Annotated in this window: 11 protein-coding genes and 1 rRNA gene; 4 read left to right on the forward strand and 8 right to left on the reverse strand. The window is 64.4% G+C overall.

The annotated features are described in order from the left end of the window. Both E4S61_RS07340 and E4S61_RS07345 read right to left on the reverse strand, forming a co-directional pair. Positions 1 to 94 (reverse strand): 16S ribosomal RNA (locus E4S61_RS07340); the annotation flags it as partial. A gap of 661 nt (positions 95 to 755) precedes the next feature. Further along, positions 756 to 1,064: a non-histone chromosomal MC1 family protein gene (locus E4S61_RS07345; RefSeq protein ID WP_135303303.1), complete on the reverse strand. Its 309-nt coding sequence runs from the start codon at positions 1,062 to 1,064 to the stop codon at positions 756 to 758. Positions 1,065 to 1,313: 249 nt separating this feature from the next. Here E4S61_RS07345 and E4S61_RS07350 point away from each other — a divergent pair, with 249 nt between their 5' ends. Genes E4S61_RS07350 through E4S61_RS07360 form a run of 3 tightly spaced genes read left to right on the forward strand, consistent with a single transcriptional unit; the run spans position 1,314 to position 3,128 of the window. After that, on the forward strand, positions 1,314 to 1,511 hold the full coding sequence (locus E4S61_RS07350) for a hypothetical protein (protein WP_135303304.1): 198 nt from the start codon (positions 1,314 to 1,316) through the stop codon (positions 1,509 to 1,511). Between the two features lie 49 nt (positions 1,512 to 1,560). Beyond that, a complete protein-coding gene (locus tag E4S61_RS07355) occupies positions 1,561 to 2,613 on the forward strand; it encodes a quinone-dependent dihydroorotate dehydrogenase (RefSeq protein ID WP_135303305.1) in 1,053 nt (350 codons plus the stop codon). 35 nt (positions 2,614 to 2,648) lie between these two features. Beyond that, positions 2,649 to 3,128 (forward strand): RDD family protein, encoded by a 480-nt coding sequence (locus E4S61_RS07360; RefSeq protein WP_135303306.1) that lies wholly within the window; start codon positions 2,649 to 2,651, stop codon positions 3,126 to 3,128. A 24-nt stretch (positions 3,129 to 3,152) separates the two neighbouring features. On the opposite strand, the gene pheT is transcribed toward E4S61_RS07360, so the two are convergent. The 5 genes from pheT to E4S61_RS07385 form a co-directional block, all read right to left on the reverse strand. After that, positions 3,153 to 4,940: a phenylalanine--tRNA ligase subunit beta gene (pheT, locus tag E4S61_RS07365; protein WP_135303307.1), complete on the reverse strand. Its 1,788-nt coding sequence runs from the start codon at positions 4,938 to 4,940 to the stop codon at positions 3,153 to 3,155. Continuing rightward, positions 4,940 to 6,451, reverse strand: a complete 1,512-nt coding sequence (pheS, locus tag E4S61_RS07370; RefSeq protein WP_135303308.1) for a phenylalanine--tRNA ligase subunit alpha — start codon at positions 6,449 to 6,451, stop codon at positions 4,940 to 4,942. The genes pheT and pheS overlap by 1 nt, the downstream gene beginning before the upstream one ends. A gap of 361 nt (positions 6,452 to 6,812) precedes the next feature. Continuing rightward, complete coding sequence (locus E4S61_RS07375) at positions 6,813 to 8,540, reverse strand: tryptophan--tRNA ligase (protein WP_135303309.1); 1,728 nt, start codon at positions 8,538 to 8,540, stop codon at positions 6,813 to 6,815. A gap of 67 nt (positions 8,541 to 8,607) precedes the next feature. Further along, positions 8,608 to 9,606 (reverse strand): tRNA-intron lyase, encoded by a 999-nt coding sequence (endA, locus tag E4S61_RS07380; protein ID WP_135303310.1) that lies wholly within the window; start codon positions 9,604 to 9,606, stop codon positions 8,608 to 8,610. A 210-nt stretch (positions 9,607 to 9,816) separates the two neighbouring features. Next, on the reverse strand, positions 9,817 to 10,539 hold the full coding sequence (locus E4S61_RS07385; protein WP_135303311.1) for a PDDEXK family nuclease: 723 nt from the start codon (positions 10,537 to 10,539) through the stop codon (positions 9,817 to 9,819). 77 nt (positions 10,540 to 10,616) lie between these two features. Here E4S61_RS07385 and E4S61_RS07390 point away from each other — a divergent pair, with 77 nt between their 5' ends. Then, positions 10,617 to 11,273, forward strand: coding sequence for an HAD family hydrolase (locus E4S61_RS07390; RefSeq protein WP_135303312.1), 657 nt, complete (start codon positions 10,617 to 10,619; stop codon positions 11,271 to 11,273). A 42-nt stretch (positions 11,274 to 11,315) separates the two neighbouring features. Here the strand turns inward: E4S61_RS07390 and E4S61_RS07395 are convergent, their stop codons facing one another. Continuing rightward, a complete protein-coding gene (locus tag E4S61_RS07395; protein ID WP_245180625.1) occupies positions 11,316 to 11,600 on the reverse strand; it encodes a hypothetical protein in 285 nt (94 codons plus the stop codon). Between the last annotated feature and the right edge of the window lie 12 nt (positions 11,601 to 11,612).

Raw genomic sequence — 11,612 nt, forward strand, 5'->3', positions numbered from 1 at the left:
TTACTGAGCTATATGCTACGGGTCTAAACCCGTGCAACTAGCATGGCTAAATCGGACTCCGATAGCAATGGCCTCCGGCAGGATCAACCGGAATGTTCCTGGCATGATGCCAGGGGGTTAGGCGGGTCACACCCACAAGGGGTGTGGTCGCTATCGAAGGGCGTTCGAAGACACCCGTCGACCGAGTGTCACCGAACTATCAAGGCTAACATCAGATCCCATCTTGACGGCGGACCGCAGGGGTGGAATCCTCATTCACTCCGGACCTGTATGTTACCCCGAACCCATCTTAAAGGCTTCGAGTTCCGTCGACGAGTTGCCTCGTCACCGTCCGGATCGGTCGGGTTTCGTTGGCCCCGACCGGGCCTCGTTCGCATTCATTCCGAGTGCCCTGTACCACTTAAGGGCATCGGAGTGCGCTTCCGTCGAACCGCACGACGCAAGCGACCTTTGCATCCCATCCGAATGCCCTGTATCACTTAAGGGCATCGATTGGGTCGTGGCCCGGCCGGGGGAGCGTCGCCCCGAACCGCGTTCGCATCATATCCGATGGGAGTGTCATACTTAACCCCGTCGGACCGGAGTCGCCTCGTCAGTCGATTACACGGGTAATAGAGTCGCACACGGCAGATATCCACAGAGAGTGAGCAGTATCGGGGACAGCCGAAAGTGATGGGGATGTCTGACGCGCGCCCGCGCGAAGGTGGACACCTCGTGGTCAAATTGCTCCGAAAAATCTCGCGTCCGTCGACGATTCAGATATCGTCTAAGTGTTCGACACCCTCTTTCGAGACGTTCCCTTTCGTGATATCGCCGGGCATCCAGTCGGGTTTATCGTCGGGTGCCTGTTCGACCCAGGCCCACGCCTCGTAGATGTGGACTTTGTGGGTTCCTTTCTCCCGGAGTCGTATCTCCTGGCGGTCGGCATCGTCTTCGCTGTCGGCCGGGTCGAGCCGTCGGGCTGCCTTCAGTGCAGCCTGTCGGGGGGTCCCGCCTGAGAAGACGCTCGATTCGTCACCATCCTCACGGAGCGCAAAGTTGCGCTTGTCACTATCGCGTGCCATGGTTTTCACCGCTCCATGTCAATTCAGCACATGCCTCAATATAAATATACCCCCCAATCCGGCTGCCGTCCCGGGATACCTTTATATACCATCGTTAACCAAGCCGGGTATGCACCCCAATTCACCCGGAATCTGGACGAATTAGCCCCCAGCCGGACGTCGGACGCGCCGAAATCCGCGCTCCTTCCCGAGCGGCCGCACGGTAGACTTAAGTGTATCCTACGGTGATGCACGGAGTACGATAGCGCGATGGTGCGAAAAAAGAAGCTCAGCCCGAGTGGCGCCAAAGACGAAGACGGCGAGTACCACAACGTCCATATCAACATCCACGAAGACGAGTTGGCCGTCGCCGGCATGGAAATCGGCGACGAGGTGTTCGTTCGGGTGCGCGACAACAAGATTATCATCCAGAAAGCCGATCCCGACGAGGTCGAGCACGACTTCTAACTAATTTCCTTTCGGTGTCGGTCCTACAGAGACGATGCCCGAGCTGCCCATGAGACCCTACGATATCGCCAGACCGGTACTGTTCACGCTGCCAGCAGAGACGGCCAACAACGCTGTCCACACGCTTTTAGAGGCAGTCGAAGGAACGCCGGTCGCCGATGCCGTCGCCAACCAGTACACAGTCACAGACGACCGTCTCGCCGTCGAGGCATTCGGCCAGTCGTTCGATAATCCGGTTGGCGTCGCCGCCGGGTTCGACAAGAACGCGACCATCCCGACGATGCTGGCCTCGCTGGGCTTCGGCTTCGCGGAGGTCGGCGGCGTAACTGCCGTGCCACAGACGGGGAACGCTCGCCCGCGGATGTTCCGCCTGCGCGAGGACGAGGGTATCATCAACCGGATGGGATTGAACAACGACGGTGCCGACATCGTCGGCGAACGACTGGCGGCGACGGACGCCCCGTTTCCGGTCGGTGTCAACATCGCCAAGAGTGAGCACGTCGGCACCGACGACGCACCGGCGGACTACCGCTACACGTACGAACGGGTCGCCGCGGGCGGTGACTTCTTCGTCGTGAACGTCTCCTGTCCGAACTCACAGGGGTTCGAGGAACTTCAGAACCGCGACGCGATGACAGCCATCTTCGAGGAGTTACAGGACGCCGGCGCGTCACCGCTGCTCGTGAAGCTCTCGCCGGATTTGCCCGAACCCGCCGTCGAAGACACGCTGGACCTCGTGACTGAACTCGGGCTCGACGGTGTCGTCGCGACCAATACCTCGACCGAGCGCCCGGCCAGTCTGCGCTCGCCAAACGCGAGCGAGCAGGGCGGCCTCTCGGGGAAGCCGATAGAGGGACGCTCGACCGAGATGGTCCGGTTCGTCGCCGAGCGCGTCGACGTCCCGGTGGTCGGCGTCGGCGGAATCTCGACGGCCGAGGGCGCGTACCGGAAGATTCGCGCTGGGGCGTCGCTCGTCCAGTTGTACACCGGCCTCGTCTACCGTGGGCCGTCCATCGCGCGGGACATCAACGAGGGACTGCTCGACTTGCTCGAAGCGGACGGCTTTGACAGCGTCGAAGCCGCGGTCGGCGCTGATCTGTAAGCAACGTTGAAGTGGCAAGTAGGAGTAGCCGGGGCATGGCCGAGACACCCCGCACGCTCCACATCGCCTCCTGGGACGACCGCTTTCTCGCGTGGTTGATCGACGTGATACTCGTGGGTGCGATTCTGGCCGGCCTCGGCGAAGTCGCGAACGTCTTCTCGCTTCTCACGGGCAGTCTCTCGGTCACGACACCCTTCGCCGGCTTGAACGGTCTCGGGCTCTTCGTCTACTGGACGGTACTGGAGGGCTATCAGGGACAGTCGGCCGGAAAGATGGTGATGAACATCGCCATCACCGACGAACGCGGCGACCCTATCGACTACGTGACCGCCGCCATCGAGAGCTTCGGCAAGGCGTTCCTGCTACCGCTGGACCTCATCATCGGCTGGCTGGCATACGAGGAGGAGGGGCTGCGGCTATTCAACAAGCTTTCTTCGACAATCGTCGTCGAGACCGACGAGGACGTAGACAGCCATCCCAAAGACGTGGAGTACGTCTATCCGAGCGACAGGTAACAGACGAGCGGTAGAACCGTCAGATCACGCCAGCCCGTCCAGTCGGAACTCGAAGGCCGCTACGGGCAGTTCGAGGTCGTGTTCGACGAGGACCTTCGGGTTGATCTCGCCGACGATGCCGACAGATTCGCCGTCTAACACAACGTCGGCGGCGCGGCCGTCGATGAACGACGGATGGGTCGTCGGCGGCGTCTGGAGGTCTTTGTCGAACGCTTCGGCGATGGCCTGTAGGCGGGCCTTCGCGTCTTCGTAGGAGGCGTCGGTCCGTGCGAGCGCACCCGCGACGGTTCGGTGTTCGGTGACGCCAGTGTTCTGTGAGTCGTCGAGACCGGCGGCGAGCCCGATTTCCGCGAGATCCTGCGGGTAGCGCCGGTGCGTGTTGTTCTCTAAGACCATCAGCAGCGAGGGCAGGGCCCAGGTCCGGAGGATGGTGTAGTCCTCGCTGTAGGGTTCCTGAATCGTCACCGGGTCGGCCGCGCCGACGGTGCCGTCAGCCGGAGAGAGGTCCATCCGCTCGAAGTTCTCCGCCTCGTTGGTCATGTGGAAGTTCAACAGGTCCTCGAAGCCCAGTCCGACCAGCGTGTCGCGGGCGGCGTCCTCCAAGCGGGAGCGTTCGTGGCGACCGCCGACCGTCGAGACGTCGGGGTAGGTGGGTTCGAGCGTGTTGAACCCGAGCGCGCGACCGATATCGTCGATGAGGTCCAGCGGGTGCAACACGTCGACGCGGTAGGGCGGAATCTCCACCTCGAAGGCGGCTTGCCCGTCGTCGGTCTCGGTCTGAGTGGCGTCCAGTCCCGCGCGCTCGGCGTAATCGACGACCTCGCGGGCGTCCAGGTCGACGCCGAGGACGTTCCGTATCCGTTCCAGTGTGACCGTCTTCGACCGGACCTCGAAGTCGGGCCGTTCCAGCGTCCGCCCGGCGTACTCACCGGGCGCGCCGTCGGCGTACTCGACTTCGACGCGTTCGACCTTCCCGCCGCGGGCTTCGAGTGCGTAGCAGACGATATTGCACATGTGGTCGATGGTCCACTGGTCGGTCCCGGTCATCTCGATGAAGAGGTCCCGAGAGCCTTCGGTGACTTCCGTTCGACGACCGTTGATGACCGGTGGGAACGAGAACAGGCCGATGGAGTCGAAGATAGCAGGCACACGGTCGAAGTCCGCGACGAGGTCGCCGTAGGCCCGGCCGGTCTCGTGGTCGGCGACGACCTCGTTGGGCGTCATCTCCGCGTCGGCGTCCAGCGGCACGAACGTCGCCTCGTCGGGGTCGACGCTCGTGTAGGTAATGGACTTGCCAGTCCCTTCGCTGGCTGCTTCGTCTCGCGGTTCGTCACCGCTCGACTGACCCGAGGCGCTTCGCGCTTGGCCGCCCTTCATCATCGTGAGGTCGTGGACGCCGATAGCCCCTTTCGCGCGCTTGCGGCCCATCGTTGCGTGGAGTTTCTCCTGCAGTTGGATCAGCGACTCCAGTGCGTCCTCGTCCATATCGAGGCCGCGGACGACGGCCCCCGTGACGTAGGGGCGGCCCGCGGGTTGGTCCTCGACTTCGATGGTCCACTCGGCGCTGTTCGTCCTCGGGACGTAGACGCCCCGGTCGTCGCCGTAGTGGTAGCGAAGCGAGCGAGCGACGCCCTCGACGGAGAGGCGGTCGAGGCGGTCAGGTGCGAACTCGAGTTGGAACTCGTCGTCTTCGGTCCAGCCCTCGAACTCCAGGCCGAGGTTGAACAGGTCCGATTTGAGTTCGTCGTCGTCTTTCTCGTCGTGGCCGGTCAGATGGCGCAGTTCGTCGGGGTCGACGTCGACGACGGGCATTAGCGCATCACCTCCGTCTCCCGCAGCAGTTCCAAGTCACAGAGCGTCCCGTGCACGTCGCGGATGTCCTCGAAGCCGTACATGAGCATGAGTAGTCGTTCGAGCGAGAGGCCCCACGCCATCACGTCGCAGTCGACGCCGAGCGGGTCGAGCACCTCGTCGCGGAAGATGCCCGAGTTCCCCACCTCGACGACCTCGCCGGTCTCGGGGTGGGTCCCGAACAGCTCGAAGCTCGGTTCGGTGTAGGGGTTGTAGTGTGGTTTGAACTCCAGGTCGGTGATGCCGAACTGCTCGTAGAACTCCGTGAACGTCCCCATCAGGTCGCGCACGGAGAGGTCCTCGGCCATGACCCACCCTTCTATCTGGAAGAATTCGAGTAAGTGCGTCGGGTCCAGCGTGTCGTTGCGGTACACCTTCTCGACGCTGAAGAATCGCTTCGGCGGCTCCAGTTCGCCGATTTCGTGGCCCGAGAGGTAGCGCATCGACAGCGAGGTGGTGTGACCCCGGAGGTCCAGTCCGCGGGCGACGTCCTCCTCCCAGGGCGAGTGGTAGCCCTCGCCATCGGGGCCGACACCATTCTTGTGAGCCGAGCGAACGCGCTCGACGAGGTCCTCGGGTAGCTCCTGGATTTCGTCGGGCTGGGAGAGCGCGAACTGGTCCCAGTGGGTTCTGGCGGGGTGGTCCTGCGGCATGAACAGGCAGTCGTTGATCCAGAACTGGGCGTCGACGTGCGGGCCTTCCATCTCCTGAAAGCCCATGCCGACGAGGGTGTTCTTCACGCGATTAGCAGTCTGGCGGAGGATGTGCTCCTTGCCGTGCGTGACATCTTCGGCGTCCGCTTCGACGTTGTACTCGGTGAACGCCACGTCTTCCCACTCGCCGCTGGTGAGCAGTTCGGGGGTTAGCTGGTCCACCGTCTCGGCTGCTTCGACGCCCTCCATCAGCGCCGTGACGCCGTCGTCGGTCAGACAGACGGACCGAACCGTCTCCTCGCTCAGTTCCAGCAGACCCCGGCGTTCTAGTTGGTCGAGCGCATCCGCGTCGGCGTCCTCGACGCGACCGTCGGCGACGGCTTCCAGCGCGCGCATCTCGGGGTCGGCCCCCGCGTCGATGTCGGGGTCAGCCGTTATCTCGCCGCTGTCGATTTCGCCGTACCCCTTGCGAGCGTAGTTCGACAGCGCGATGTCGACGGCTCCGCCTTCGAGGCCGGACACGCCAATGACCTGCCCCATCTGCACGGGTTCCTCGTCGGCCCCAGCGTCGAGAGCGGCCGCGTAGAGGTCCTGTTCGGGGAGGCTCTCGCGGACGTAGCGGTCTCCCTCCTCGGTCAGGTCGTAGTGTTCAAGCGTCTCCTCGGCGACGGTCACGAGGCCGTCGGCTTCGAGTTCGAAGGCGGCTCGCGTTGCCGCCTCGGGTTTGAGGTCGGCGTCTTCGGCCACCTCGTCGATTCGTCTGTCCTCCTGTGCGTCGGCGGCCTGTAGGACGGCCACCTGTGCCTGTGGTCGTTTCATACGGGTGTCTCGGTCGTTGTCGGGAAATAGCGCAGGTCGCTCAGTTAACGGTTCTTATACGGACTGTCATAGTTCGTTTCGGTACTTCGCCATCGCGCACGAGGTCGGCGAATATCCGGAAACAGCGACGACAGTCCATCTCACCTCCTGCTCGCGGTTTCGTCCGACAGCGCCTCTCGACGCCGACAGAGTCCACGCGCGGTCAGGCGGCGAAGAAAAAGCCGAACCCCGGACGACGGACTGGCTGGCGGGCGACGCCGGCACGGTGGGATTCGGGTGCCATGTGCGAAGGGTTGTGATTGGACAGTAAAAGCGTTGCGTCACCAGCAGCGGCGGGTCGAGCGACTGGAGAGAGTGAGCGCTACGCTCGCTTGCGACCCGAATCGAGGTCGATGTCGAGTTCGTCCAACTTCTCCTCCCACTCGGCGCGTTTCTCCTGGTGATCTTCGAGGAACGACTCCATCAACTCGGCGGCCTGTTCCTTACAGCCACCGCAGAGGCGTTCGCCACCGACACACTCCTCGTAGACCTCCTTAGCGAACTCGTCGTCGTCGCCCGACAGCAGATAGGCGTACAGTTCGTAGACCGGGCATTCGTCGGCTTTGCCACCCTTCTCTCGCTGTTCTTCGGCGGTGGTCCGGCCGCCCGTCGTCGCCGATTTCACCTTGTCGTACCCGTCTTCGGGGTCGTCGAGAAGGGAGATGTGCGAGGCCGGAACCGACGAGGACATCTTCCCGCCGGTCAGCCCGGTCATGAAGCGGTGATAGATAGACGACGGCGGCAGGAAGCCGTAGCCGCCGTTTTCGAGTTCCACCTCGCGAGCGAGTTCCTCGGCCTCCCCTTCGTCCAGTTCGAAGGCGTCGACGTGCTCGTCGTAGACGCGTTTCTCGCCGGAAACGGCCTCGATGAGCGCCTCGAAGGCCGCGTCGGTCGCCCGGCGGTCGAAGATTCGAGTTCGGGGTCGGATCGGTTCCTTTCCAGCGTTTTCGAGCTTCTCGACGGCGGATTCGCGGGCGTCGGGCGGGGCCGGCTCTCGGGTTCGAAGCCAGTCGGCGGCCTCGCCACAGCGGGGCAGCTCGGCGTCCTCGGCGTACTCCTCGCGGGCGTCGTAGGCCTGCCGGAGCAGGACTCGCTCATCTGCTTCGGCCTCGAAACTGGCGAAGGCCTCTCGGACGCCGAAGTAGCGCATCCGCGCCGCCAGATCGCGGGCCAGTCGCATGTGGGGGTCCTGGTCCGGGCCGACGGGGATGACTGTCGGCTTCGGCCCGTCAAGTTGCGGATACAGGATGTCGGCCATCTGCGTGACGACCGACTGCATGTAGGAGACGTTCGTCTCGCCGCCGAAGTCGTAGATTGCCTGCAGTTCGGAGAAGTTCGCCTCCGTGCCGAGTTCGAACGCCAGGTCCTGTAGCTCACGGTTGTCCGACTGACGGTACAGTTCGCCGTCCTCGGGGTCGAAACCGAGTGCGAGCAAGGAGAGGACGTAGCTCCGGGCGTGTTCGTCGATCTCCGTCCACGAGAGCCCGCGAGCGGCGTGAGCTTCGAGGTCGGCGATGAGCGCGTAGGCGTCGCCGCCCTGCTGTTGGTGCCAAATTATCTCGTCGAACACCATCTTGTGGCCGATGTGAGGGTCGCCGGTCGGCATGAATCCCGAGAGCGACGCAAAGTCCTCGCCCTCGCGCATGGCGTCTGCGACCGGCCGGTAGTCGCGGTGGCCGAAGATGACCCCCCGGCGCATCAGGTAGTGCGGGTCCGGCACCTCCGGCAGCGCTTCGTCGAACTCCTCGATGCCGAACTGCTCGAACAGTTTCCGGTAGTCGGCGATGGTTGAGGAACCCCACGGGTCGAGTCGCACGTCGTCTGCGCCCTCGGTTTCGGTGCCACCGTCGGAACGCAGTTCCGACGAGACTCGGCTCTCGTTGTTCGCCTCACCGCCGTCAGCCCTTCGCTCTGACGAGGCTCGGCTCGCTTCGCTCGCCTCACCGCCGTCAGCGCGGAGCGGCGCGTCCGACCCACGCCACGCTCGCCCCGACTGGCGGCGGTCCTCGTCGGGCGATGCGTCCTCTGTCGGCGTGTCGCGGTCGGACATCGTACACCGACTCTTGGTTCCGGTCGGCGCAAAAAGGGTTCGCTTCCGTGTGATACGGCGACCGTTCTCAGGGCGTCAACCGCTCGACGACGATCCACTCGACGCCCGCGCCGTCGGTCAGCGCGAACACCATCGTCTTTCGGACGCCGTGGGCCAGCCGCACGTCCAGCGCGAGGTCTCGCGGTTCGAAGACGTACGCCGTCGGCAACACCCGCACCAGTCGCTCTGAGTGGCCGAGATTCTCGACGGACTCCGCGTCGGCGTAGGTCCGGAAGTCCGCGCCGAACTTGAAGCCGGTCTTTGGGACGACGCCCGATTCTCGAAGCGCCGTGTAGACGGCGAGTCGTCGGTCGAACCGGTCGCCTTCGACCTCGCGACCGCGTTCGACGACGGCCTCGCTCCCCCCGTCGAGCGAGAGGTGACCCTCGTGGGCCAGATAGGCGGCCTCGACCAGCGAGAGTTGGACCGCGTCCTCGTCGAGCCGCTGGCCGTAGAACGCCCGTTCGTACATCTCTGCAGGCGGTTCCCAGCACACCGCGCGCTCGGCCAGCAGGTCCCCCGCCGTCGCCGGGACGCTCGGGTCGCTGGTGCCGGCCACCTCGGGCCGGTCGGTTTCGAGATACGTTATCTCGCTCTCCTCGTCGACGACGCTCAGCACGCAGTCGCCCAGCGACGCCGCCGGCAGGTCGTCCCGTTCGCCGACGACGCGAATTCGGTGGGCGATCGCGTCGTCCCACGGTCCCTGCCCCCGAGGGTACACGACGAAGTCCACGCCGTCGGGATGCTCGACCCAGCCCTCGCGCGCCGGCGTGAGGTAGAATCCCCGGTCCCGCAGATCCTTGTAGACGAAAAATTCGACCTCCGAGACGGCCGTGGAGGTGAGCAACTCACGGAAGTCCATCCCGTCGACGTGTTCGATGTCGCCGCGATAGAGGAGGTGTGCGGCCTCGACCGGCGCGAGGTCCAGCTCTCCGCCCCGAACGCGACCGTACCCTCGCGAATCGTAGAACCGCTCCCGGGCGCGCTGGCCGGCCCGGACGATGTCGCCGTCGAGTGTGAGGTTCATGCTCGTTCGTGGTCCGTGCGGGGACAAATCCCCTCCGGGTCACGGCTAGGAACTTTCGATAGAGGAGAGAGTACCACTACCGTTACCGCAGTGACCCCCTCGAAAGCCCCCTTTCAGTCCCGGATCGACCCTCGTGGAAGTTTCAGTTGCACTCAGCCCCGCCTTCGAACGTTTCGCCGGGTTCCGAAACGTTCAGGAATCAGGTGCCGATTACCCTGACTGCTCGCAGGTGCTGTCCAAACAGCGGCGGCCGCCGGCCGTCTCGAACACCGGGAGGCCACACGGGCAGTCGCCGACGACGACGCCCGAGGGGAACGAGAAGCCGGTGTCGCAGTCGGGATAGTGCTCACACCCGGCCAGCAGGCCGCCGCGGCGGATGATTCGTAAGTCGCCGTCGCAGTCGGGGCAGGACCAGACGCGGTCGAAGGCGGTGGTGACCCGGTCGTCTAACGGTTCGCATTCGCGGTCCAGACAGAGTTCGAAGGCCTCGCCACGTTCGACGCGCATCGTCGGCAGGCCACAGCCGTCACAGCGGCCGCCGGTGACGGTGGCATCGGAGGGCAAACCGTAGGCGCAGTCACACCCGGTACAGGTGACGCTTCCGCGGGTTCGGACGAGTGTCCCCGGACAGTCCGGGCAGTCGGCGACCGGTACGCCCGCGTGGGAGGCCGGAAACCGGGCGCTACCGTGTTCCTCGTGGGCGACGACTCGTAGCAGTTCCTCACCGTCTCTCGCAGTCACGGTGCCATCCGAGACCGCGACGCTCTCGGCACGAGTCAGCCACGCCACCGGTTGGTACCCCTCGGCATCGTGGACGAGGACGGTGTTGTCCGGTTTGACCACCACCAGTACGTCGCCGCGCTGTTCTCGCTCGCGGGACCCTTCGAAGACAGTCGTACACTCGCCGGCCATCACGCGCGTTCCGTCGTGCATGGGCCAGGGTGGTCCCGTTCTCGTATATGAAGGCTCGCCCACAACACGCAAAACCCCCGAGCGACTGAGAGTAGACGATGAGCGACGTCCCGCCTGCCATCTGTTTCGACATGGACGGTGTCCTCGTCCAGTCCGAGGACCACTGGGTAGCTATCCAGCGCGACCACATCCTGCCGACCGCCGCGCCGAACGACGACATCCCGCTCTCGGCTATCACTGGCCGCGACTACTCGGAAGTGTACCCCGAACTGAGCGCCGAATACGACCTCGCAGTCTCCCGCGAGGAGTACGAATCTCTCTTCGAGGAGGCCGGTCAGAAGATATACAGCGAGCACGCGACGTTCCTCGACGGCGCGCACGAGTTACTGGAGGACCTCAGCGCGGCAGGAATCTCGCTGGCGCTCACCACCTCGGCCCCGTGGGACTGGATCGACGTCATCGACGAACGGTTCGAGCTGCTCGCACACTTCGACGCCGCCGTCAGCGCACAGGATGTCGACGGGCCGGGTAAGCCCGAACCAGACATCTACGAACGCGGCGCCGCGGAACTGGGCGTCGCGCCGGACGAGTGCTGGGCGGTTGAGGACTCCACCGCGGGTGCGCGGGCCGCCGTGGCCGCGGGAATGACCACCGTCGGGTTCCGCGGCGACGGCGACGAGACCGACCTCTCGATGGTCCAGCACGTCGCCGACGACGCCGAGAGTCTGCGGGCGTTGGTACTCAGAGATACGTAGCGAAAGGGGTCGAAGGGGGCCGGGGGGCCGATGGAGCGTCTCTCAGGCGTCCGTGCGATAGCCGCGGCCAAGGACGAGGCCGAGAACGTTCGCGACGAAGACGCCGGCGAGGAGGAGCAGTTGTGTCTGTCCGTCTAACCCGCTAAGCAGCAGCGGGGGATACGCGAGCGGGGCAAGTATCGCCGTCCAGAACCCGAGGAACCGCATGGGCCGGGCGGCGATGGCTCTGATGTCAACGAGTTTCTCGGTGACAGTGTCGGTCGCTGACCGAAATGGCGAGACGTTAGACATGTCCTCCTCAGTAGCACGATGGTACTCTGTCCCCATATAAACGCCAGA

Source organism: Haloarcula amylovorans, assembly GCF_004681185.1.
GTDB classification, from domain to species: Archaea; Halobacteriota; Halobacteria; order Halobacteriales; family Haloarculaceae; genus Haloarcula; species Haloarcula amylovorans.